This window comes from Rhizobium mayense (genome assembly GCF_030272705.1).
Classification (GTDB): Bacteria; Pseudomonadota; Alphaproteobacteria; order Rhizobiales; family Rhizobiaceae; genus Rhizobium; species Rhizobium mayense.
The window spans coordinates 1-23433 of the sequence record NZ_JARFYM010000048.1; the positions used below are offsets into that span (position 1 = coordinate 1).

The 23433-nt window shown below is 55.9% G+C and carries 16 protein-coding genes and 3 pseudogenes; 8 read left to right on the top strand and 11 right to left on the bottom strand.

The genetic code is table 11. From position 1 onward, the window contains the following. The first annotated feature begins 21 nt into the window (after positions 1 to 21). The 3 genes and pseudogenes from PY649_RS31755 to PY649_RS31760 all read left to right on the top strand — a co-directional run bounded on the left by PY649_RS31755 (position 22) and on the right by PY649_RS31760 (position 1468). Positions 22 to 75: a hypothetical protein gene (locus PY649_RS31755; RefSeq protein WP_285871840.1), complete on the top strand. Its 54-nt coding sequence runs from the start codon at positions 22 to 24 to the stop codon at positions 73 to 75. Positions 76 to 187: 112 nt separating this feature from the next. After that, a pseudogene (locus PY649_RS35240) lies at positions 188 to 301 on the top strand (LysR family transcriptional regulator); the annotation flags it as partial. 150 nt (positions 302 to 451) lie between these two features. Beyond that, positions 452 to 1468 (top strand): helix-turn-helix transcriptional regulator, encoded by a 1017-nt coding sequence (locus PY649_RS31760; protein WP_120708856.1) that lies wholly within the window; start codon positions 452 to 454, stop codon positions 1466 to 1468. Between the two features lie 568 nt (positions 1469 to 2036). Here the strand turns inward: PY649_RS31760 and PY649_RS31765 are convergent. Then, complete coding sequence (locus tag PY649_RS31765) at positions 2037 to 3050, bottom strand: sterol desaturase family protein (protein ID WP_285872899.1); 1014 nt, start codon at positions 3048 to 3050, stop codon at positions 2037 to 2039. Positions 3051 to 4024: 974 nt separating this feature from the next. Between PY649_RS31765 and hisC the strand changes: the two genes are divergently transcribed. Continuing rightward, on the top strand, positions 4025 to 5143 hold the full coding sequence (hisC, locus tag PY649_RS31770) for a histidinol-phosphate transaminase (protein ID WP_120708854.1): 1119 nt from the start codon (positions 4025 to 4027) through the stop codon (positions 5141 to 5143). A 94-nt stretch (positions 5144 to 5237) separates the two neighbouring features. Continuing rightward, positions 5238 to 6266, top strand: coding sequence for an LLM class flavin-dependent oxidoreductase (locus PY649_RS31775; RefSeq protein WP_120708853.1), 1029 nt, complete (start codon positions 5238 to 5240; stop codon positions 6264 to 6266). Here PY649_RS31775 and PY649_RS31780 read toward each other — a convergent pair. Then, complete coding sequence (locus tag PY649_RS31780; protein WP_285872900.1) at positions 6236 to 7255, bottom strand: LysR family transcriptional regulator; 1020 nt, start codon at positions 7253 to 7255, stop codon at positions 6236 to 6238. The two genes, PY649_RS31775 and PY649_RS31780, sit on opposite strands and share 31 nt — an antisense overlap. A 1150-nt stretch (positions 7256 to 8405) precedes the next feature. Here PY649_RS31780 and PY649_RS31785 point away from each other — a divergent pair. From PY649_RS31785 to PY649_RS31795, 3 genes and pseudogenes are all read left to right on the top strand, one after another. Then, on the top strand, positions 8406 to 9362 hold the full coding sequence (locus PY649_RS31785) for a glycoside hydrolase (protein ID WP_285872901.1): 957 nt from the start codon (positions 8406 to 8408) through the stop codon (positions 9360 to 9362). 134 nt (positions 9363 to 9496) lie between these two features. Continuing rightward, a pseudogene (locus PY649_RS31790) lies at positions 9497 to 9724 on the top strand (cupin domain-containing protein); the annotation flags it as partial. A 252-nt stretch (positions 9725 to 9976) separates the two neighbouring features. Continuing rightward, positions 9977 to 11086 carry a flavin monoamine oxidase family protein gene (locus PY649_RS31795; RefSeq protein WP_285872902.1) on the top strand — a complete coding sequence of 370 codons (1110 nt, stop codon included), beginning with the start codon at positions 9977 to 9979 and terminating at the stop codon, positions 11084 to 11086. Between the two features lie 571 nt (positions 11087 to 11657). Here the strand turns inward: PY649_RS31795 and PY649_RS31800 are convergent. From PY649_RS31800 to PY649_RS31840, 9 genes and pseudogenes are all read right to left on the bottom strand, one after another. Further along, a complete protein-coding gene (locus PY649_RS31800) occupies positions 11658 to 12557 on the bottom strand; it encodes a LysR family transcriptional regulator (RefSeq protein WP_120708847.1) in 900 nt (299 codons plus the stop codon). A gap of 957 nt (positions 12558 to 13514) precedes the next feature. Then, a pseudogene (locus tag PY649_RS31805) lies at positions 13515 to 14351 on the bottom strand (hypothetical protein). Between the two features lie 485 nt (positions 14352 to 14836). Further along, positions 14837 to 15724 carry an ABC transporter permease gene (locus PY649_RS31810; protein WP_432761445.1) on the bottom strand — a complete coding sequence of 296 codons (888 nt, stop codon included), beginning with the start codon at positions 15722 to 15724 and terminating at the stop codon, positions 14837 to 14839. Continuing rightward, positions 15717 to 16634, bottom strand: a complete 918-nt coding sequence (locus PY649_RS31815) for an ABC transporter permease (protein ID WP_285872903.1) — start codon at positions 16632 to 16634, stop codon at positions 15717 to 15719. Before PY649_RS31815 ends, PY649_RS31810 begins: the two co-directional genes overlap by 8 nt. Beyond that, entirely contained in the window at positions 16631 to 17605 is a 975-nt protein-coding gene (locus PY649_RS31820; RefSeq protein WP_120708845.1) for an ABC transporter ATP-binding protein, read from the bottom strand. The genes PY649_RS31815 and PY649_RS31820 overlap by 4 nt, the downstream gene beginning before the upstream one ends. Further along, the gene (locus PY649_RS31825) at positions 17602 to 18621 is read right to left on the bottom strand and encodes an ABC transporter ATP-binding protein (RefSeq protein ID WP_285872904.1); all 1020 of its coding nucleotides are present in this window, start codon (positions 18619 to 18621) and stop codon (positions 17602 to 17604) included. The genes PY649_RS31820 and PY649_RS31825 overlap by 4 nt, the downstream gene beginning before the upstream one ends. Before the next feature lie 16 nt (positions 18622 to 18637). After that, positions 18638 to 20200, bottom strand: a complete 1563-nt coding sequence (locus tag PY649_RS31830) for an ABC transporter substrate-binding protein (RefSeq protein ID WP_285872905.1) — start codon at positions 20198 to 20200, stop codon at positions 18638 to 18640. A 467-nt stretch (positions 20201 to 20667) separates the two neighbouring features. Beyond that, positions 20668 to 21444: a DeoR/GlpR family DNA-binding transcription regulator gene (locus tag PY649_RS31835; RefSeq protein WP_120708842.1), complete on the bottom strand. Its 777-nt coding sequence runs from the start codon at positions 21442 to 21444 to the stop codon at positions 20668 to 20670. A 447-nt stretch (positions 21445 to 21891) separates the two neighbouring features. Then, entirely contained in the window at positions 21892 to 23433 is a 1542-nt protein-coding gene (locus tag PY649_RS31840; protein WP_245472441.1) for a pyridoxal phosphate-dependent aminotransferase, read from the bottom strand.

Below are 23433 nucleotides of genomic sequence, written 5' to 3' on the forward strand. Positions count from 1 at the left end.
ATTCTGCCTGTTGGACGGCCAATCTCCGATTGGCCAGCTGGTACGACGATCGACCGGAACGGACCGGAGTTATGACGCACCTCGATTGCTTATACGAAGCGCCGAATGCCCACTGGCAAACTTACGCAGTCCCACACGCATTGAAATTCCGGCGATCGAGATTGCGCCAGCCTTCTGTGGAGGAAACCTGCGGTTCAAAGGACTTGATCTAAATCTCCCGGTCGTGTTCGACGCTTTGATGACGAGCCAAGCTCACTGGGGCGGCAGCCAGATCAATCTCAGTCGGCCGGTGATGAGGGCGTATTCTGTCGCGGAAAGTCGAATTGTTGCCGCACGTTGAAAGAGATCAACGACGCGCAACCACAACTCGGAATGCACGAGCACACAGCTAGATCACAGGCTTGGTCATTGAACCAGCATGACCGAGCAGCAGGATTGAGCCTGGAGATGCATGATGGAAAATAGCGCTGAGAATACCGTTTTTCGATATCGTGGCTCGACGTTCGATAGCATGATCGAATCCCTCGGAGCGGTTTTCGGCACATTCGACGCCGATCTCGTTGGTCGTACTCGAGACTTCTATTGGGCGCTCGATCTTGCCGGGTGTGAAAGCGCAGCATTGATCACCGGTCACCATCAGACCGGGTTTCAGTTCCGCGCTCAGTGGTGTTCCGAAGCTACAGAGCATCTATCGATCGTGGTGCCTCGCAGAGGCGGCATGGGGGTTACGTACGGTTCGCGCATGGCTGAGGCCCGGGAAGAGAAATTGCTTCTTTACAGGAATTTCGAACCAGACAGCATTTCTATACAAGGGCAATCCAATTTAATAGATGAGCTGGTGCTTAATTGGTCTTTGATCCAACGGACCATTGGCGAAACTTTCGATATCCCGTTTAGCGGCTCGCTCGACCTGTTGCCCGAAGTGGATCTTTCAACGCCAGTTGGTCGGACAATCGGCAATCTCACGGAAGCGATTATCGACGGAATACGTGATAATGGTCCCCTCTGTCAGAGTCCCATAGCCATGGCTCATATTACGCAGGCGCTAGCCGATGTCGTAATACGGATGGTGCCCCATCGGTTATCGCATCTGCTGGATAAGAAACCCCATATGATTGCTCCCGGCCACGTCCGCCGTGGGATCGAGTTCATGTGTGCCAATGTCAACCAGCCGATTACAATGCCAATGGTGGCAGATGCAGCGGGTGTTTCCACCAGGGCACTCGAAGCAGGTTTTCGTGCTTTCAAGAATACAACGCCGGCAGCTTATCTGCAGATGCTTCGGCTCCGGGCAGCACGCGAAGACCTGCTCGATCCAGAAAACCGCATGCTTATGAAGGAAATCTGCCTGAAATGGGGCTTCTTTCAATTCGGAAGATTCGCCGCAGTTTATAGGGCGCACTATGGAGAAAATCCCTCCGAAACAAGGAGACGGGTCTGCGGATCAAATTCTCGTAGGTCCTCCTGACAAGCGGATTGACGAAGGCGCTGGCGCGACAAACGGCAGAACCGGTCTGTGCGAGCCGGATGATGCCATCACATTGATAAGCCTCTGGGCGGATGATTGCCTCTAGCTTCCCCTCGCCAGCATCCGTCGCGTTCAGCCGCTTAATGTGATCGGCCAATTTGTCCTGCGGTTCACGAAGGAGTTCGCAAGCGAGGTAGGGGAGGTCGTTCCTCGTTGTTGTCCGCCTTTAATGCGGCCGTCGGCTCCTAAAGCTCTCGGCCGAAAAGGGCCGACCTACCGGCACGGGATGGCCAAAGGCCGACCGTTTAATGGATGGATCCCTCGTGTTGCCCATGCCGCGCAGACCACCACGGCAGCGATTGAGTTAGCGCGTGAGCTCTTTGTAATTTCAGCCAAGCCTTAAACGGTCTCAGAGTGGAAAGGCGAACATGTTATTGCCATGGCAATATTCGGCCTCGGCCTGACCAGTTGCGCCTGACAGTAGTGCGGGCAGACCGGACTCGGATCAGAGTTGCTGCACGATCCCCCTGCGATAGAAACGGCAACTGAACAAGCAGCGCTTTGCGCTCTAAATTGCAGAACTACTGTCCGAATGAATGGGACCATCTCTCTTTACCGCGTTCAATCCTCCAGTTTCAATTCCCTGTGTACCACTTCCGGCTTTAGCTTTGCGCCAGCGGCGTTGGTCAAACGGGAACATAATGAAGTCGCGTACGGTGAGCGGTTCGGGCTGATTTCGCATGCCAACTTCCGGCCACTCATTAATTTTCGGCCAGTATGCAGTACGGAAAATCGTGTCCCAAACGGTTGTAAAGAAGCCATAGTTTTTATGCCGGTGGTGAAGTTCCGTGGAGTGGTGAATACGGTGGAATTTATTATCGCCGATGAGGTACCGAAGCGGCCCCAAATTAAAGCGTGTGCTAGAGTGGGAAAGATGGGCCTGAAAGGTAATCAGCGCCATGGCAGCAACGGGCACGACGCCTGATTCGAAGTGAATTAGCGCGAGTGGTAGTGCTACAAACGCCGCGTAAACAAATGGCTCGGAAATATGGTGGTTGCAATTCCACGCCGTCAGTTCGCGGATTGAATGATGGGTTGCGTGCAGGCGCCACAGAAATGGAACGGCGTGCTGAGCCCGGTGCATCCAGTAGTAAAAGAAGTCACCGGCAATCGCGACTAAAACGCCCGAAAGGACGGCGAAGCCCGTATTGATGATCGGGCTATTAGAGTGAAGCAACGCACCAAAATTGATCGTTAGGAGCGGCTTAACCCCCAACCATTTCAAACCCAAAGCGTAGAAGTGCCAGATTAAAGTGCCGCATCCGATACGGATAATCCAATTCCGCGCACCGCGAATGTACGAGGCAAAACTGTATCGGTAAGCCGGAAAGATCACCTCGAGCACAACGCATGCGGTAGCGAAAATCGCAACCAATTTAAACGATTTGACGAAGAGCTGGGCCATTTCCCCAACATCGAGAACGTGCATTTTGATTGCTCCGACGAATTGGCGAACAACAAAACGCACTATGCGGAATTTACCTAGATTGCAAAATCTATTGTTTGGATGATGAGTATCCATCTCCTAAATGATTCTCTCCACTCCATTGACGGGAATGATCCGTTCTTCGGACGGCTCTCTCGCAAATGTGCTGATTGAGTTCGGCCCAGTGTTTTCTTGCGACAGATCCTCACGGCCTGCATGGATCACGTGGACTGGCCGCAGGGCCAAGCTACAAGCCTAATCGCTTTGGTTGTATTCGACATTTGGATGTATCCCATCAAATCAATCAATTACCCCAATGGTCCGATGAAGGGTAAATAGGTTTCGTTGAGACGCTCAATCACAAGGGGTATCTGCGATGCTAATCCGTTGTCCACGTGACAAAGCCTCGTCTGAAGAAACAGTGGCGATGTGCTCATTGATCCTAATGTCAATGACCTTGACCGACGATGTGTCGGCTAGCGACTCGGCAGGTGGAGGCAACGATCGAGTCATCGGTGGAAGATGGGCCAGGATGCTCCGTGTGCACGCGACACCGATGGTGCCAATCATGGCGGCATTGGAGTCTTGATCAACATCGAATTTTCAATGTCATTCGTCAGGAGGCCTTCATGACGTTTTCCGCAGCAATCAATGGTGCGGGCCGCCCTGCCGCCACCTGCCCTATCTATCATCGCGTGCACCATTCATTGCAAATTATGCGAGGGACATGTGGGCCGGCGGGACCGGTAATGTCGCAGCCGCGATAGCGGCCGCGTTCGCTGCTTCTCCGTCTTGATCGAAGACAGGTGGACTGAATTCGAAACGGCGGGCCACGAGCTAGCAGCGGTGGCGCCTAAGATCAAACAGTTTGTCAAAATGCGAATGGGGCGCGGTGACGCTCCAATGCGAAGTTTTGAGCATATTGCAGCTTGAGGCACTCGCGGTGGTCCTTGGTGAATCTGCCGTCAGGATGGCCATTGCTGCGCTCGCTTAGGCACGAAGGTTCGAAGCCACATAGGACGGCCAAATGACGCGCAAACGAGTCCAGCGAATTGAAACGGAGAAAAGATATGTCTGATGCAAAATTGCAAGGTGTGCTTTCGGCTCTTTCGCAGACAGCGAGACAGTTAGATGCTGTGCCGTCCAGTCAAGCGGGTCCGGACGCCGATTGCGTCAAACTAGACACAAATGAGAATCCCTTTCCGTTGCCGATTGCGGTGATGCGAACCGCGCTTACGGCTCTCAAACGGCATTACCTTTATCCCGAAGATGACAATTTCAGCTTGCGGGAGGCGGCGGCCAATGCGTATGGCTTGTCCCAGGATCAAGTGATCGCAGGCAACGGATCGTCTGAGCTGCTGGGGCTCCTTTACAGAGCCTTCCTTGCTCCAGGCGATAGCGTGGCGATGATGTCGCCGGGTTTTTCGTTCAACCGCAAGCTTGCTATGTTGCAGGGTGCTCGATTTTTAGAAATCGGATGGGGCAAAGCTTATTCGTTGCCAATCGAGCAGCTGCTTCTTGGTCCCCCAAAAGATGCAAAGTTTATCCTGCTGGCTAATCCGAACAACCCGAGCGGAACGTTTGTTCCGGTAGCCGATATCGATAAGCTCGCCGCCCAGTCCGACCGATTGATCGTATTGGATGAGGCATATGTCGATTTTGCACCCGATGATGCTCTACGCCTTATTAATCGCCATTCGAATCTTCTAATTTTAAGGACATTTTCGAAAAGCTACGCCGCCGCGGGTATCCGCGTTGGTTTCGGCTTCGGTCATCCTGAACTTATCGGGAGGCTACGCAACATCCAGAATCTCTTCAACATGAACCTTATTGCCCATGCGGTGGGCATTAGCATCCTTTCACACCGCGCCGCTTACGCCGAGAACCATAAACACATCAAACATGAAAGGCAGCGAACGATGGTTGCGCTATCCGAACTCGGATTTTCGGTGATCCCGTCTTATGCAAATTTCTTGCTTGCTCGTGTGCCATCCGGACAAAACGGCGCTTGGTGGCAAGCATCGTTAAAAAGGCAAAAGGTACTTGTAGCCGTCTTTCCCGATGATGGCTTGGAAAATCATATCCGCGTGAGCATCGGTACAAAAGCCCAAATGGATAAATTCCTTTCAGCCGCCGGTGACATTTCTGAAAGCCTGAAGACGCAGCGATTGCCGGTTACGCGCCGTTAATTTTTGCTTTGTCACGCGGACGAACGAAATGGCCAAAACGACATATCGGATCGCGTGAACCTACGGGTTTTAGTCAAACATTGGAGACAATTGAATGGGAAATGCCCTTCCTTCTAACCTGACCTTCGGCATCTTCGATCACCTTGACGCGAACGGCAGCGACATCGCCCAGCAGTATTCGGATCGCCTGAGGTTGGCAGAGGCGTGCGATCGCCTTGGTTTCTACGCGTATCACCTCGCTGAGCACCATTGTACTCCGCACGGCAGAGGCCCATCGCCAAATTTGTTTTTATCAAGCGTTGCACAGCGCACGCGTCGCCTTCGTATTGGGCCTTTAGTCATGCTGCTGCCCCTCTATCATCCGCTGCGGGCTTTCGAAGAAATCTGCATGCTGGATCAATTGAGCGGCGGCAGAGTCGAGCTCGGGATAGGGCGCGGGTCTCTCCCGATCGAACTCGGTTATTTCGGGATTGGTCCGGACGCGGCGCCAGGCCGCTACGTAGAAGCCAGTGAGATTCTGGTGAATGCGATGAAAGGCGGAACGCTGTCGCATAAGGGCGAACATTATGAGCTAAGCGGCATACCTTTGACATTGAGGCCTCATCAACGTCCGCATCCACCGACGTGGATCGCCACCAGCCGGCCCGAGTCTGCGCACTGGGCAGCTGCGAACGGCGCAAATATCGCGTGCGTAGGACCTTCCTCTTCTGTCCGCAAAATTACCGATGCCTTCCGCGCTTATCGAAAATGCAACGCGAGCGCAGATGATCAATCGCCATTTCGAGGATTGCTACGCATGGTCGTGATTGGACGTTCTGACCGCGATGCTTATTCGATCGCAGCGTCGGCTTACGAACATTGGCTCGAGAGCTTTAAGTTTCTTTACGACCTGAATGACCTGCAGACGCCTCCGAACCTGCCGCTGACCTTCGACGAGGCGGTCGAGAATGAGTTATGCGTTGCAGGAACGGCGGCCTCGGTGCGGCAAGCTTTACTGAATCAGATAGAAGAGGCAGGCGCTAACTATCTTCTGTGTCAACTTGCGTTTGGGAGTCTCCCGCTGGATGCTTCCCTGTATACCGCTGCCAAGATTCAATCTGAAATCATGGCTCGACCTGACTGATGCGCCGTGTTCGGAAGATGGGCTGGACAACGTTCGTGCTGGTCCTGATTGACGAGGGGCTCGGCCGCGACAAGCGGCGATTTCATACGGGCCGCTTCCTGGAATAGAATGTCGCGCATCCAGAGGCTTGCCGGATCACTGTTGTGAAGCGCATGCCATTGCACGGCCTCGGTGAACGGAAGATGTTGTGGCAGCGGAAGGTCGACAATTCGAAGGGGTATTGTTTTTGCGAAATGCTGCGCCAGCCGTAAGGGCATGGTTCCTATACGGTCAGTGTTGGACAGCACGGGCGCAATCATGCTGAAGCCGTGTACGACGACGTCGATGCGTCTCTTGCGACCGTGCTCGCGCAAATACCATTCCTCGAGGCCTGGCCTCCGGAAACTTCCGAACTTAGCGACAACGTGCCCCATCGACATGTATCTCTCGAATGTGAGTGGCTCTGCCAGCTGCTTGTTCGAGCGACAGCCTACGCACACGTGTAAATCGTCGAAAAGCCTCGCATGAGGATGGGCGTTCGACATGAATATTTCCGGCAAAATGAGAAGATCGACTTCGCCGCGCCGGAGAAGGTCTTCATTGTGGTCGGCGGGGGGGAAAAATTCGAAGCTGACGCCGGGAGCTTCCCGCGCCACACGCTCCACGACTTTTTCAAAAAATACAAGCGTGACGTAATCGGAAAGTGCGATTCTGAAGCGACGATCCGATTGGGCCGGATCAAACGGCTGCCAGGAAATAATGGAGAGCTGAACTTGCAGCAGAGCCTCGCGCACCGCAGGCGCAATACCTTCCGCCCGCGGCGTCGGGATAAATTCGCGGCCCGTCATCGTAAACAGCTCATCTTGGAAATAGGCGCGCAGCCGGGCGACAGCCGCGCTCATGGCCGGCTGACTGAGATTGATGCTGTGTGCCGCCGCCGTGAGCTTACGCTCATTCATCAAAGCGTCGAACACGACTAGGAGATTTAGATCAAGTCCCTTGAACCGCATGTCTCTCTATCTATCCATAGCGTGGATCTATGCTATCCAAACCCAACAGCATTCTTCATTAGTAATACAAATTGACATTTTCACAGCGCAGAGGCCAAGTTTGGAAATTTTCATTCGCGAAATGCACATCGAATGCGAATTTGAACATGGCGCTGTCGACTTGCGCGCATGCGCGGTGGTCAGACAGCGCGAGCTACCTATCCACCACGCGTCACACCGGTTCAGCGTGTGACCGGAGCTCGTTAGCGGCGCGCAATCCGCGGATGGTGATTTCGGAACGGTTTGCAACCAAGATCCCGGAAATCGTCACCTTCAGGTCCCTGGGTACTGGAAGTAAAGAGTCTGGATGATGGAATGCACTGTCACCCACGCGGACTACTTCCCACCAAAGTGAAAACCGTGTTTTATGCCGTCAAAGCCGCCGACAGTGCGCAAGCTATGAAGTGTAAGCAGCGAAACATAACAGACGTCGATTGGGTCGGATCGGATGGCTTCTTCAGGTCATCATTCATCGACACGGGTCATGGATTCGATCTCGACCAGTGCGCCCTTGGCAAGTGCTTTGACCCATAGCAGGTACGAGCCGGATAGGGCACGCCGAAGAAACCGGCGTACACGTTGTTGACATCTTCGAACTGGCCGAGATGGTAAGGAGAACGGTGGGTTTTACGGGGTTTGCGAATGCTGCTGGCTACCGAGGTTGCGATCGCAGCGATATTCTTTTGGCACTGTTCAGCTAGTGCGATTGCATTGTCGGAATTGAGCTCGCCGGTCGCTGATCGATCGGCGACTGACATGAAACAAAAAAGCAGATTATCGACCCTGTCCACCTTACAAAAAGTGCCACGAAAATGTGACCCCGCACACGCGTCTTCTTGTTCCTGACGGATTTTTCGATGGCGTACGGCAAACTGCGGAGGGCCTGCCGAACGAAAGGATTGCCGCCTAGAATCTTCTCGCCAACGTCCAGAGGCATGTTGGCTTCAGCCACAAGATCTTTGTCTGCTGCCCTTCCTTCGGATTATGGCCGATGCCGCAAACGCCCGGCACGAAAGATTGTCATCGAGAACGCTCACTTCAGCTCTTTTCTTAGTGATTGGCACGGTTGTTGCCTTTTCTCAGGAAAATAGCGCATAAAGGAAAGGTCGCGATGATCCATACGTGCTTGATGGGGGTAGTGCTCTGCGGAGGCTACCTATTTGCTGCATCTGCAAAGGAACCTGGCGGTATTGACAATGAATCATCTGCGTCACGGTTGTCGATGGCTGACATATCCAGTTTCGAGACATTCATCGTGCGCAGCCCACCGAAAGCACTCGGTCTGGATCCATTCTACGCGAAATATGCTGACGCAGCAGGCATACCTGTCATCTCGTCCGAAAAGGTTCCAGACACCGCACTTTTGATTGCCCGCGACATCGTCCTTTACATGTTGTCAGAACGGCGTGATGTCCGCGATGCTTTGGTTCGGGCCGGGGCGCGGGTGGGCATCATGGCAATTGATGAAACGACCACTGATATTCCCGAGCAGCGGGACTGGGAGAAGCCAGCCCCCGATGATCCGCGCCTCACCCCTGACGAACGGCGAAATTACACCAGCACGATCGCCAAGATGACAGACCGAGAGTATTGGGCCCAAAGGGCGCGCGGCATGGGTGGGCTCTATACGACAGGTGCCGTCGAGAATTTGATGGGCGTGCCGGGCACGCGGTATTATGGAGGGAACATTCTGGTTCACGAATTCTCACATAATATCTTCAACATGCTTCGAACGGTGGATCCCGAGCTCGTTGCACGAGTTGGACAAGCTTATGCTCATGCCTACCAGAAAGGACTGTGGGCGTGTGCATACATGGAGAACAACGTCGACGAATATTGGGCCGAAGGCACGCGATTTTGGTTCAATACGAATGTGGCCTACCGCCGTGGCGATCTCACCGTTGCCACATCAGACGACTTTAAGGATCACGATCCGGAACTCTACCAGATCATGGCGGAAGTCTATCGCGATGATCACCACATTCTGGCGGATGTCTTTTACCATCATTCGGCACAGTTACGAGTAACACCGATCGGACCCGATTGTGGCTCCCGACCGCCAAAGTGAAGAGTACATGTCGCAGCCCGATGCTTTACCTGGACCCATCACGAGAGTTTCTTGCATACAGCAAAGAAAATGTGTGCCGATGTCGCGCCCAACGCGGCTTGGACCGGATCTCTGGCGCGTTCCAGGCCAGACCAATGCGCATCAATGACGATCTCACGAGGCCGGTCATCGTCCATTCGGGTAACCTAGACGGGGTACCGAGCCCCGCAGCCGGGTGAACCGACGGATGCTCTACCCCGCGTCGGCGGGGACGTGCGACCTCGATCGTGCGCTACGCGCGAGGCAGCGCTTTTCCGCGTCACGTGCATAGCGGGGGTGAGGAAATTGTCGTGCTAGCGGGGGTGTTCCAGGACGAGCACGGGATGACTGACTGATTGCGGTGCGAGCGTCACAAACTCGAGGTGCATGAACCGCCGTGTTATGAGCAAAACTTGTCGATCCATGAAGCAAGGCCATTTTTGATCTGACGTTCCTCATGCTATCGCCGCGGGATCGCAAATTTGTCCCGCCATCCTGCCTGACCGTCAATCCTGCGAGCCGCTTGAAGTCTGTCACAGCCGCGCCCGCTTCTAACAGGCCAACGCTGTCGGGAGCCAGCTTCCCGGAGAGAGATAATGAGGAACACCAAGGTAGCTATTATCGGCGGAGGCTTGGCAGGACTGCACACGGCGCGACTGCTGCATTCGGCCGAGATTGAGTTCCTGCTCATCGAGGCAAGAGCCACCCTCGGCGGTCGGATCGAGACAGTGAACGAGACAGGCCAGGCGGACGCAGACGGCTTCGACCTTGGACCGTCCTGGATCTGGCCTCGAATGCAGCCTGCGATCGCCGCGCTCGTTGCCGAACTCAATCTGCTCACGTTTGCGCAAAACAGCGATGGCGACGTTGTCTTCGAGCGGATGTCGCGGGAATCGGCAAAGCGCTATCCCGGACTGAATCAGGAGCCCGAAGCCCTGAGGTTCATCGGAGGATCCGCGTCATTGGTTCGTGCGCTGGCGCAAGGCTTGCCTGAGGCGGCGCTGTGGTGCGGTGCGCAAGTCACCGCGATGCGTCTCAACGAAACCGGTGTCGAGCTGTCTTTGAGATTTGCCGACGGGCGTATAGAGCTGATTCAGGCGTCACAGGTGATTGCGGCGCTTCCGCCGCGCATTCTGGAGGCGACCGTCCAGTTCGAGCCAGCCCAGGAGAAAGGCACGATCGAACTGTGGCGGCAAACGCCGACCTGGATGGCGCCACACGCCAAATTTTTCGCTGTCTACGATCGTCCCTTCTGGCGCGAGGCGGGATTTTCCGGGACAGCGCAAAGCATGGTCGGACCTTTGGCGGAGATCCATGATGCGACCACGTCCTCGGGCAAGGCTGCCCTGTTCGGCTTCGTCGGGATGGGAGCCGAACAACGTGCAGCAATCGGCGCGGACGCGCTGAAGGAGGCCTCGATCCGCCAGTTCACGCGCATCTTCGGGCCGCAAGCTGCCCATACACGGGCGACCCTCTACAAGGACTGGGCTGCCGACCCGCTGACAGCGACATCGGCCGACTGGTTTTCCGACGGCCACCCGAATGCCCCTGGCGGCGGCTGGATCGCTGGCCCGTGGAAGGAGCGGCTGGTCCTGGCCGGGAGCGAGGCGAGCGGAAGTGAGGCTGGCTACCTTGCCGGCGCCGTGCAAGCATCTTCCCAAGCGGCCCGAGACGTCATCTCGAAACTCATTGTCGAGCAAAGCTGAAGGATTTGCCATGGGCAATCGTCGATCAAGCGCTCCGCGATACAACCGCCGTGTCACAACATCAGAAGACCACCACACGAAACGTCTGGGTTCGGACTGCGCGCAGTCGCTAAGCGCGACAGAGCGATCGCCCAGGTTATGGTCGACGGCGTGGTTGCTGCTGTGATAGCCCGCAGTTGGTCATCTGGACCCGCGAAGCGGTTCCAGGTCGCCGGCAGCTTCCTCAGTCAGGCCGCACTTGCGATGTGATCGGCGAAGACCCAGGAACCATGCCGCCGCACGTCCAGCCAACATCCTCGGCGGCGCGTCCTTCTGATTGGCCGACGAGGCAATCTTCAACCTGAAAACCGCCTATGCGGAAGGCACCATGAATTCAATGTTGAGCTTCTCCCCTACGCCGGAGGCGAGAGGACATCACAATGTTATGCCGCACGGAAGGAAAGATGCGAGACGTGGTCGCCTACATGCACAAGTTCGAATAGCCTCTTGAAAGTATCGTGGCCTGAACATCTCCTCGACCGTGATTGACGAGAGAGACTCAAGGCGGCGCTGGGAAATTCGCTTTCCGCGATCACGGCGAAGGCGAACGTCCCCTCTCACGGGCAAGCGCTAGAAAACCGTCGATGTATGATATGGTCTCCTCGCCGCGCCGTACACCCAGATTGATGTTTTTCCGTATACCGGCATCGCCCACGCGTAGCGCGCGTATCGGCATTCCAACGGCGTCTTCCTGCAACAGCCAGTCCGGTAGGACCGTAACACCCCTTTTCGCACAGACGAGTTGCAGCATCAGGTCGATGGTTTCGGCCGTGCGGTGCTGACGCGGCCGGCAATGGGCGGGAACAAGGAATTTGGTGTATATGTCCAGCCGCTCCAATGTGACCGGAACCGTGATCAATTCCTCGTCGATAAGATCCTGTGGCTGCACGCATTTCCGATCGGCAAGAGGATGCGTCGCATGCACCATAAGCACCAGCTCATATTCGAAAACCGGCGTAAAGAGCAGGTCCGGCGTGTCCACGGGATCCGGTGTGATCAGAAGATCGATTTCGTACCCAAGGAGTGCCTCGACACCGTCGAACCGGAAAGCCGTGCGCACGTCGAAATCGACATCGGGCCATTTGTCGAGATAAGGTGTCGCTATCTTGGTCAGCCACCGCTGGCAGGGATGACATTCCATGCCAACACGAAGGGCTCCTCTCCTTCCCACAGCAAAATCGGTCAGGACCCGCTCGGCATGTTCCATCTGGGGCAGGACGCGTTCGGCCACAGAAAGCAGATACTCACCTGTTTGCGTCAACCGCAGCCCGCGGCCTGATTTCATCCATATCTTGATGCGGTGGCGTTCCTCGAACTTTGCGATCGTATGGCTCAAGGCGGATTGAGTGACGTTTAGCTTTTCGGCGGCCGCGGTAACACCGCCTCGACGGCTGACTTCTCTCAGAATTGCAAGATGCTGACGATCAAGCATTATGATACCCATTCATGAACCGAAGGAACAATGCCATTTCTGCTCATAATGCATTGCTGCTAACCTCTTCGTCAACCAAGCTCTGCCCAAGCCTCTCGATGGACGAAAGGATATTCCAGTGATGAAGCCGGTAATCGCCCCATCAACACGATACCGATCACGGGTCGGCAACATTGATCTTCGACGAGATCATCGACCGCAAGAACAGCGACTCGATGAAATGAATTTATGTCGAAAACCTGCTGGCTTCGGATAGGTCGCCGGCCGTCCACCGTCATCGCGAGGCAAATACGAGGCAAATCGCTTGGTCAGGCGGCAATTCGATGCCTCGTTCATATAGACGTCCCGATGCCGAGCCCTCAACCTACGGATCGAGTTACACGAGCAGAGAAAGAAGAAGAAGAATAGCATCTCTGTCGAGAGAAAAGCAGTAACGTGCAAAACCTGCTTGCGGAGGCGCACACACCCGTTTTTGGCGATTGGTCGAATGCGAACTATCGCATCTGACTGCGATCGGTGAACGCACGCCGAGACGGTGTGGCTACAGACGCAAGACTTAAGGTTCCCTCAGCGGATAAATTGCGAGGCACGGGTGGAACAATGTTGACCGCGGTAAGTTCGAAGCGCTGCCGGAGACCCACTTGGCTGCCAATGTAGCCAGGTCGTGCCGTGTTGCCGTTAGCAGAAATCCCGTCCTGCTAACGGCACCTTTTTGTTCTTCTTAGATTTGCCAGCAGCAAAGCGCCGGGCCCGGACGGCCAACCGCAGGCTTTCCGTCCTGGGCGGTGCGAGATGGCATCTTGTGTCGCGACACGCGATGTTTCTCATATTTTGTGGAAGACGGTCCACGCTGCGCGACGACAGACCACGCCTGAGGCTCCACTGGGTCGAAGACTTCGAAGAACTCCGGCTGATGTTTCCGATTTGTGCTCGGTCAATTCGGTCTCCAACTTGGCATCATGTCGAGCGGCCGGTGCGGGCGGGATCAACTGGCAGCAGGCGCTCTGTCCGCCGCTGTTTCGCACGCACTTTGGTCCTCGCCTCGCGCCGCGCTGCCCCCGCAGCTCGTCCAACGTTGGAAACCACCAGCCTCGGGCTAACTCCTCCTTAGCTGGAGAAGATTTCGCGGGCCAGGTCGCGACTAACTCTTCTCGCAATCCGGGCCGCCAGCCGTCCAGACAAGCTCACCGACATCGTTCGGAAAATAATACGCGGCAACGGTCTCAGGTTCCGCAATCTCGCCATCCGTGCCCGTGAACACGACAACGCCGATACGCGTAGCGACCGCCCTCGCCAACGGCGGGTGGTCTGCGAGGGGCACGGGGTAGCGCTTGCGACGGCGCTCTCTCGCTCTCGCTTTTGAGGCCTCGGCTATTTCGGTGCCTTTTCGCGCTTGATAGCGGGCCTTTCGCACGTCCGGTTCGTTGCGGCGGGCAGCAGTCTCAATCGCCGGCCAGGCCAGCGGCGTCGAAGATCCTCGAATGAACGGAACGGAACAGCACAGTAACGATTGTCGGCGTCCCAACGCGAGAATGGCACTTCCCGAAGCTCGACGACCACGGTCTTCGAATAAGGTGATTCGAACGCGAAGTTCCGATTGGCTTGCATCGAGACACGGGCTTTCGATCGGATCGAACGCGAAGGCGTCCCTGCCCTTCTCGTCAGCAAACGCATCGGCCTCCACCTCCAGTTTGGCGAGCCAGCTGCTGATGCGCTTTTCTGCATTGCGACCGGGCACGAACCACGACCTTGCCGTGCTCGTGGGAAAGCCTCGCGAAATCGCTGCACGGTCATGCGGTCGTGCGGTAGCTCCGTTGTCGCCCCGATCTTTTCCGCTACTGGAGGGGCATCTCTAGGCAAAGATCGTCCGCGCGATAATGGGCGAGCAAGCGAGAAATTCGGGGGCTCTGCGCCCCATTTTTGTGTATATGACCGCACCGAATATATAGGATATGAATGCAGGCCCGCCGCCTGGCAGCAAGTTGCTCCGTATTCACGCTGAAGACGTTTAGGGTCACGCAAGTACGGAAGTTATCTGTTGGAGTCGTGCCAATCCCAGGGCCGAGTTTGTCGCGTCTTTTGATTGCATCTGGCTTTAGATCTTAATGCATTTCAGCTCCACCACGCCTCGCAATAGCTGCGTCTTCCGAGATACGGCCGAATTCTTCGATCCACTTTGTCGAAAGAGCAATGAAGACTGCAAGGGACGCGAGACCTAGGCAACATTGAAACGGCAAATATCTAATTTTGGTCTGCCAGCTGAAGCGCACTTCGTTTCCTCACACCAGCGTCGGATCGAGCTGGTCTCGCAGCCAGTCTCCGATCAGGCTAATGGAAATAGTCGTAAAGACGATCACCAGACTCGGCACCAATATCATCCACGGTGCTCTCACAATATACTCCCGGCCGATACCAACCATGATGCCAAGGCTCGTGGTCGGCGGTTGGACGCCAAGGCCAAGAAACGACAGACCGCTCTCCGCAAGCACGATTTCAGGGAAAAGAAGGGTCGCCGTCACAATCAACGTCGATGCGGTATTCGGCAATATATGTTGAAGGTAAACTCGGACTGGATGGGCTCCGAGATGGGCGGCTGTCGCCGCATATCCTTGGGATTGACCTGCTATGGCAAGGCCACGCGCAATTCGCGCGTTGCGCTCCCAGCCATAAAGCCCCATCAGTCCAATGAAGAGCACCATGTCGCGGCCGAAAAATGCCATCACAGTCAGAGCGACGATCAAAAAGGGCATCGATGCCTGCACATCTGTCAGCAGCGCAATGACGTGCTCGACACTACCGCGGAAGTAAGCTGCGGCGAAGCCGAACGTCGTGCCAATAACCATGGATAAGAAAGTCGCTCCCACGGCGATCAGCATCGTCGTGCGTATTGAAAAGAGCAGGCGGGAAAGGACATCGCGGCCGAGCTCGTCGGTGCCAAGCAGATGCTTGATCGACCCGCCGAAACAGATCGGCGGTTTCAATCGTGCAGCGAGGTCCATTTCCGTGACGTCGAAACGGGCAAGTCTGTCGGCAAATATTGCCGCAATCAATATGACCACGATCCAGCTTGCCGCGAACAGGATCAGACTTAATCCGGCGGGAGAGGCACGATACCGTCGGGTCGTGCTTTGCAGTGATATCGTCATCGGAAATTCGTCCTTACGCATGTCTCATTCTCGGATCGATGAATCCGTAGAGAACATCGACGAGAAGATTGGAAACGGTCATCGTCGCGGTCACGAGCAGCAGGATGACTTGGACGACCGCCAAGTCTCGGTTGGCAACGGACGTGACGAGCAACTGTCCGATCCCCGGCCAACCAAACACAGCTTCTATCAGCACTGAGCCGGCGATTTGACTGCCCAACATCAGCCCGAACAACGTCACAATCGGAATGGCCGCATTTGGAAAGGCATGGTTACGGACGACATTTTTCCATCGAATGCCCTTTGCGCTTGCGGCGGTGATATGTAGCCGGCCAAGAACGGCGACCATAGCGCTCTTGGTATAACGGGCTAGCACGGCGGCGCCACCAATGCCCAGGGTCGCAATCGGCAGGACACCGCTCGCAAGACTATCTGCGCCGCCGGAGGGGAGAACACCGAGCCACACCGAAAACACCAGAATCAGGATTAACGCAAGGACGAAGCTTGGCACGGTAAAACCGATCACCGAGGCAATCATCAGCGATCTGTCGACGACGGTGTCGCGATAGAGAGCTGAACAAATTCCCGCTGGAATCCCAAGAAGAATGTTTACCGCAAGCGCCGGCAGTGTCAGCTGCAGCGTAACAGCGACCCTGGCTAGCACGATCGCCAATGCATCCTGACCGTCCAGCATCGATTTGCCGAGGTCACCATGCAGCAAGTTGCGCAGATAGAGAACATATTGCACCCAGATGGGCTGATCGAGGCCCCACTCGCGACGGAACGCGGCAATATCCGGCGCCCTGGCGTTCGGACCCAAGATCTGCAACGCCGCATCCCCCGATGCGCGTAGGACTACAAAGGTGATGCTCACCGAAACGATGAGCGTAAGAAGGGTGCGAAGGATTCTGACAGCTGCAAAGCGCGTCACGGCACGCCCCCGTTCTCTTCGACAAAATGACAGGCAACCTGCCGTCCCGGCACTACGGCGGCAAGTCGAGGCCTTTCCTGGCGGCAGCGGTAGGTCGCATGCGGGCAACGCCGATAAAACTTGCAGCCCTCTGTCTCAGTTGACCCACTATCGACTTCGCCGTCGATGAGGTCCATTTCGGTGATTATTCGTCCGAGGGCGGGAACCGCCGACATCAGGGCGCGGGTATAGGGATGGGCAGGAGCGTGGACGATGTCGTCCGTCTGACCGATCTCAACGATATTTCCGAGATACATCACCGCAAGTTCGTCACAGATGCTGCGAACTGCGCGCATGTCGTGACTGATGAAGAGGATAGTCAAATGAAACTCGTCGCGCAGATCGGCAAGAAGGTTAAGGATTTGCGCCTGGATCGAGACGTCGAGCGCGGAGACCGGCTCATCGCAGACTAGGAGGCGCGGGCCGCTTGCCAAAGCACGCGCCAGAACGACCCTTTGTCTCTGGCCTCCCGACAGTTCATGCGGATATCGCTTGCCAATATCGCCACCAAGTCCAACAGATCGCAGCAGCACGGAGACTCGTTCGTCGCGCTCGTCACTGTTGCCAATGCCATGGATGTGCAGCGGCTCCGATATAATTGATGAAATAGTCATCCGCGGATCCATGGCCGCAAGTGGATCCTGATAGACCATCTGCATCTGTGCCCTGAGACTTCGCCAGGAACTGTCGCGCGCGGCCGGCAGTGGATTGCCGGCAAAAATGACTTCACCGCTATCGGGCTTCTCAAGGCCGAGCACCAACTTGCCAGTCGTCGACTTTCCGGAGCCCGATTCTCCGACCAAACCGAGGATCGTGCCCTGTTGAAGTGACAGTGACACGTTCTCCACCGCAACAATCGGCCTCTTCCGACCAAAGCAAAAGCCTGGCGATGTGTACCGGCGCGTAATGGCGTTGACGGACAGAAGTGTCATGGTGCCAAACCCAGCGCACGCGTGGCCGTGAAGCACCGGATGGAATGACTGCCACGTAGGCAAACCGGAGCCGGTATCGATTCCTTGCATTCTTCGGAAAGACTACTGCAGCGGGGCGCATAGGCGCAGCCTTTTGGCATGTGCCGAGGATCCGGCGGTTCTCCGCCAATGGCCTGCAAGCGTTTGCGCTCGCCGCTCAGGGGTGGAATTGACGCGATCAAGGCACGCGTATAGGGATGCTCAGGCTTAGAAAGTAGCTCCGCTGTCGGCGCATCCTCGACAATCCTGCCCGCATACATGACACAGACGCGATTGCAGAGCGCCGCCACGGCGCCAAGGTCGTGGCTGATCAAGATGACGCTCATCGCGCGCTCAAGCTGAATGCGCTTGAGGAGCATCAATATCTGCGCCTGGATGGTTGGATCGAGCGCCGTCGTCGGTTCATCGGCAATCAATATTTCCGGGTTCCCGGCCAGAGCCATGGCGATGGCCATGCGCTGGTTTTGCCCACCGGACAACTCATGTGGATACGCCCGAGAGCGGTTGGCGGCGTCCACGATCCCAACCTGATCGAGCAGGCGCAACATTTCCGCTTTTGCCGCCGCGCCATTAAGGCTTCTGTGTATACGAAGAGATTCGAGGATCTGGGATCCAACCCGTTGGATCGGGTTAAGTGCGGAAGCGGCATCCTGGAAAATCGCCGCAATGCGGCGTCCACGAATGCCTTCGAGGTCATGCTCGGCCGTCGCAAGGATGTTCCGGCCGGCGAACGTCACCTCGCCGGATGTGCTTGCACCTTTGGGGAGCAGCCCGAGAGCTGCTCGCCACGTCATCGATTTTCCGCTTCCCGATTCCCCGACTATCCCGACGGCCTCGCCCTCATGTACCGCCAGGTCCACGCCGTGCAAGATCGCCGTATCGCCAATTTGCAGTCGGAGTCCCTTGATCCAAAGGACGGGCTCGCCACAGGCAGGTGAAACGGGCATCGGAGCCACAGAATTCAATCCGTAGTGCATCGTGGATAATCCCTGCTCAGATCACGGGCTCAGAGGGAAGCGACGGTCCCAGATACATCTGCGGAAGAGGGGTCGGCATCCAATCGATTCCGGCCTTCTTTCCATAGATGAAGGGCATTGAATGCAGGGGCGTGATCGGAGGATCATCACGGTCGACGATGTCCTGCATGCGCTGCCAAATCTGTTTGCGATGCGCCAAATCGACAGTTGAACCGAGTTCGTCGCCGAGCGAGTTGAATTCACTACTCGACCAATCGCCGTTGCTTTGAAGACCGTTGGTCGGTCCTATGATCTGCCACAGCGTTGCAATCGGATCGGCGTAAAAAGCACCGCCTGACTCGTCGAAAATGCCGGGAATATTGGCGACCTGGTCCCAGTTTTCGCACATGACCAGCTTGACGTTAAGCCCGACGGCCTTCCACATTTCGACCAAAGCCTGATTTTCTGCGAATTGCATTGGATAGTAATTGCCGACCGTCGGGTAAGGGATCTCCTCGCCACGGTAGCTCGCGCTGGCAAGAAGCTGTCTTGCCCGATCTGGATCGAAGGACAATGGCGGGCGTGACGCATCGTTCAGATCCCCGAAGATGGGAAGCTGCCATCCCGACGGCACGCTCGCCCGACCGTCCCATAGGCCATGCGCCAGTGCATTTCTGTCTATGGAAAGAGCAATGGCCTGACGCACTCTCACGTCTTTAAGCGGCGCGCACTTGCGCGCAGAAAAGGTGAGAAAACGAAACCAAGCCGAATTCCCCCCTAAGACTTCGAGTCCGGGTTTTCCATCGATTTCGTTCATATGATCTGGCGTAATGTCGGTTACGATATCATAGTCGCCGGATTGCAGGCCCGCGATGCGCGCGGCAATTTCCGGAACCTTTTTGAAACGAATTGATTTGAACGGCGGTCGGCCTCCCCAATAAGCATCATGGGCCTCGAGCAGGATGGAATCGCCGGTGTTGGTTTGTGCGATCCGATATGGACCTGTCCCGATTGGCCGCTGCGCCCAATCCGAATAGGACTTTGCCCCCCTCCAGGCTTCAGCGCTGATGATCTGGGTTCCCCAGGCACCTAATCGCTTCAAAAATACCGGGTCGGGCGACTTCGTTGTGATTTGCACCCGATCAGCGGCCAGCTTCTCAATTGAGTCGAAGGAGGACAGAAAATTAGCCTTGACGGCGGCCCCTGGCGCCTTGTCGCCCAGAAGACGCTCGTGACCCAGCGAAAACACTACATCGTCGGCCGTCATTTCCGCGCCGTTATGAAATTTCACGCCTCGGCGGAGCGTCACCTCGTAGGTCGTTTCATTGATCTGCTTAACCGTCTCCGCGAGCGCGAAGTGAAGACGGAAATTGTCGTTGTAATCCGTTCGCAGCAGTTGATCGAAGATACTGTATTGGACGCGCCAGGCAACATTGGCAATAGAGGATTCGTCGATCGGCTCGAGAACGGTTCGAAGGTCCTGAACCGCAATCGTTAATGCCTTTCGCGAGTCGTCGGCGGCCGCCAGGCCAATATCAGACATGGCTGCGTATCCGGCGGATATTGCTGCCAGGGTCAAGAATTCACGCCTATCGATCATGGTGTCCTGTCCTTTGTGAAATTGCTCGGGATTTAAGAACTTTAGGCAAAAACATCGCCCCATCCGAACGGTGGGTTCGGATGCTATTACGTCATTCGGGGATTCGGGTCGGGTGGTCTGCGCCTACCAGGTCATCTTAGCCGCGAAAAAGGCATTTGGTTCGTTGATATGTCCCCACCGTCAGATCTTCCTGCAACGCATCCTCCTCCGTCACCCCTGCTGATCATTTAGCGTGTCGGCTGCGAGGACTATTAGCGGATATTTATGACGGTTTTATGCGTGAATGCGATGGATTTATGAGGGTTAGGGTATCAGCGAAGTGAAACGATTACGACATCAACTTCTGCGTTTGAAGGAAAATTGTCGGAAAGGCGACGCGAATTGGTCGTGTTTGTAGGCAAAAGTCCAGTATTTACAGCATATGTCGGTCAAAATAACGACGGAATGTTTTGAACTGAAATGTGGGTTCATGACGGTTTCCGCCCCGCCCAAATTACATTGACGCGAACACGCCCGAACAGTTCGAGCGCCCGCGCGGATGGAATTCGGTCGGTGACGAGGACGGAGATGGCCTGGGGTGGCAAGATGCGAAATCGCGCGCGCACGTCGAATTTCGTGTGGTCAGCCAGGATGACGACCTTCTCGGCCTGACGGGCAAGCGTTGCCGCTAATGACTGTCCGATCTCCTCATGATCGAAAAAACCTCTCTCCGGATCAACGGCATTGACGCCGATAATAGCGAGATCGAGCAACTGCTCTTCAAGAGTTCTAAGCGCTAGCGGCCCCATGACGCTACGATGATCGGCATTGAAGTTGCCACCGAGTAGGCTGACCTCATGTCGACCGCCCTCGGCGGCGGCGATGCAGGTGTCGATCATGTTGGTCACGATTCGCATCTTCGGAAGCGCTGATATCCGGCGTGCCAGCGCCAGTACTGTGCTGCCTCCCCCAAGAAAAACGTTCTGGCCGGGCTTCAGCAAGGACAGCGCCATGCTGGCGATATCGTCCTTTTGACCTGCCTGGCTGGTGGAGCGCGATGCGAGCGCGAGCAACTTTGGTTCTCCGGTAGCGACGGCTCCGCCATGGACCCGCACCACCCGCCCGCTGCGTTCGAACATTTTAAGATCGCGGCGAACCGTCTCTTCCGATATCCCGAGCATTTCTATGAGCTCGCGGGTACGCACCTCTCCGGTGGCTTCAATCATAGACAGGATTTGTTTTCGACGCTGGTGGCTTGACGACATGCTTTGACCGATCTTCGTTGATCCTGCGGCACAGGATCGTTTCCGTACACACTGCGCAGAACCATACACTTAAATTGGCCTGCTTTGGATCATAGGCCGAGGTGCGTTACAATTGCGTGGCCAAACATAACGCGGCTGACTGCCGCAGCGGCGCTTTCTCCCCACGGCGCGGCGCCACGTGCCAGGACCAAACGGCGATTAGAATCGATGTCATGGTATCGTCTCTTTGAAAGATGACAGTTGGCCGCGAACAATGGCGTCGATCAGAATCATGCAGGCGAAATACGTGTATCGAGTGCGTCAACGAATGACATCGGCGTCCGCCGGCGGGCGGCCGAGCGCCAAGAGAGCATAACTCATGAACGGCGTATGACTCGTCGCGCACCCGAGAAAGCTTCGTAGAATGTGAAACAATCGTCTCTTCGTCGCAAGCCCATACCCCTGCTACTATCGGACGAGGGACGATTCGGAGCCGCCGGTGCATTGGCCAAGATTGCGCTTCAGGATATTGACGAGCGCTTGATTTTCCTCCGGACTGCGAACCGAAAGGCGAAGATAGCGATCAGCATCCTTCATCGTTTGATAGCCGCATTCTCTGACGAGGACGGATTCGCGCCGGATGAGGTTGTGCTTCAGCTTCGCGGCGGATGGGGAATTCTGCGGCAGCCGGCACAGCACGAAATTGGTTTGCGACGGCACCACCTCGAGGCCCGGGACGGTCTTGAGATCGCGCTGGAAGTGCTCTCGATCACTGCGTAGCAACGTCAAACTATCCTCCAGTTCCTCCAGAAATTCGGCCAGAAGGAAGAGCGCGCATTCCGCGACGCCGTTGATGTTCCACAAGGGCAGCTTCCGCCGGACGCAGGCTACGAGCTCAGTGTCGCTGCTCATGAGATAACCAAGCCTCATTCCGCCGAGCCCGAAGACCTTTCCGAGACTTTTCACCACGATCAGCTTGTCGTGGAAAGACACCAGGCTCTCGACACTATGGCGCCGGCCGTCGGCGGGAAAATCGATGAAGGATTCGTCGACGATTAACCGCCGGCCTGTGGATCGGAGCGCTTCAATCAGCCATACCATGTCGGCGAAGTCGACCAAGCGGCCTGTCGGATTGTTCGGATTGATGACGATTGCGGTGTCGGCATTGCTCCTAACCACGAAATCGAAGAAAGCCTGAACGTCTAGGTCAAAATTGGGTGCACACAGAACGAAGTTCTTCTTTTGCTCCTCTGGGAGCGGCGTCTGGAAGCCTGCAAAGGTCGGCGTCGGAACCGCGATCGTCGGTTTCAGGGTGGAATAGAGAGCCAGTATCAGTTCGGTCACGCCGTTTCCGACCGCCACATAGTCACTTCTCTGCGCAGTCATCTCGGCGACAAGGGTCGCAATGTCAACTTGCTGAGAGGGATAGCACGTCAAAGCGCCTTCGATCCTCGATTGAAGCCGGTGGAAAAAAGCTTTTGGCGGGAAGCGCGTATTGCAGAGCAGCATATGTTCTGCGATCGGTTTTCTCCAGTATCCCCCGACACTTGTCTCCAGGCGATTGACAAGGTTTTCCGTGTTGCAGCGAAACTCCGCGATCGCGACATCCACTCCGTCGCGAATATCGAGCAGTTCACCCGCGGTGCCTGCATATTCGGGCGATGGTGCTGCAGATATCCTCGATATACCGTCTGCAATCGCACCGAAGACCTGTCTGACTTCGCCGAAGGCAGCGCTCTCCAGCAGAAGCGCATGCAGATCGTCGCTACCGAGACGATAAACACCGGTGGGCGCTTCGGGCCGCCACTCGGTGCTTCGTAGCCCCTGACCTTGCTTCAAGCCATAAAGAACGGAACCATCGAAAAACGGAGTTCCAAAGATAAAGAAGGTATCATTGTCCTCACGAAGACGTGCGTCGATGAGCTTAATGTCGGACAGCGGATAGGCGGTGGCCCCAAACCTGCGGCAGAACGCCTCGAGGCCATCGGCCGGTAAGGCATTGGCAACCAT

What these genes read in the sequence shown, in the direction of transcription:
- PY649_RS31760 (WP_120708856.1), top strand. Translation starts at nt 452, where the DNA reads ATGATGGAAAATAGCGCTGAGAATACCGTTTTTCGATATCGTGGCTCG.
- PY649_RS31765 (WP_285872899.1), bottom strand. Translation starts at nt 3,050, where the DNA reads ATGGATACTCATCATCCAAACAATAGATTTTGCAATCTAGGTAAATTC.
- hisC (WP_120708854.1), top strand. Translation starts at nt 4,025, where the DNA reads ATGTCTGATGCAAAATTGCAAGGTGTGCTTTCGGCTCTTTCGCAGACA.
- PY649_RS31775 (WP_120708853.1), top strand. Translation starts at nt 5,238, where the DNA reads ATGGGAAATGCCCTTCCTTCTAACCTGACCTTCGGCATCTTCGATCAC.
- PY649_RS31780 (WP_285872900.1), bottom strand. Translation starts at nt 7,255, where the DNA reads ATGCGGTTCAAGGGACTTGATCTAAATCTCCTAGTCGTGTTCGACGCT.
- PY649_RS31785 (WP_285872901.1), top strand. Translation starts at nt 8,406, where the DNA reads ATGATCCATACGTGCTTGATGGGGGTAGTGCTCTGCGGAGGCTACCTA.
- PY649_RS31795 (WP_285872902.1), top strand. Translation starts at nt 9,977, where the DNA reads ATGAGGAACACCAAGGTAGCTATTATCGGCGGAGGCTTGGCAGGACTG.
- PY649_RS31800 (WP_120708847.1), bottom strand. Translation starts at nt 12,557, where the DNA reads ATGCTTGATCGTCAGCATCTTGCAATTCTGAGAGAAGTCAGCCGTCGA.
- PY649_RS31810 (WP_432761445.1), bottom strand. Translation starts at nt 15,724, where the DNA reads ATGCGTAAGGACGAATTTCCGATGACGATATCACTGCAAAGCACGACC.
- PY649_RS31820 (WP_120708845.1), bottom strand. Translation starts at nt 17,605, where the DNA reads ATGACACTTCTGTCCGTCAACGCCATTACGCGCCGGTACACATCGCCA.
- PY649_RS31825 (WP_285872904.1), bottom strand. Translation starts at nt 18,621, where the DNA reads ATGCACTACGGATTGAATTCTGTGGCTCCGATGCCCGTTTCACCTGCC.
- PY649_RS31830 (WP_285872905.1), bottom strand. Translation starts at nt 20,200, where the DNA reads ATGATCGATAGGCGTGAATTCTTGACCCTGGCAGCAATATCCGCCGGA.
- PY649_RS31835 (WP_120708842.1), bottom strand. Translation starts at nt 21,444, where the DNA reads ATGTCGTCAAGCCACCAGCGTCGAAAACAAATCCTGTCTATGATTGAA.
- PY649_RS31840 (WP_245472441.1), bottom strand. Translation starts at nt 23,433, where the DNA reads ATGGTTGCCAATGCCTTACCGGCCGATGGCCTCGAGGCGTTCTGCCGC.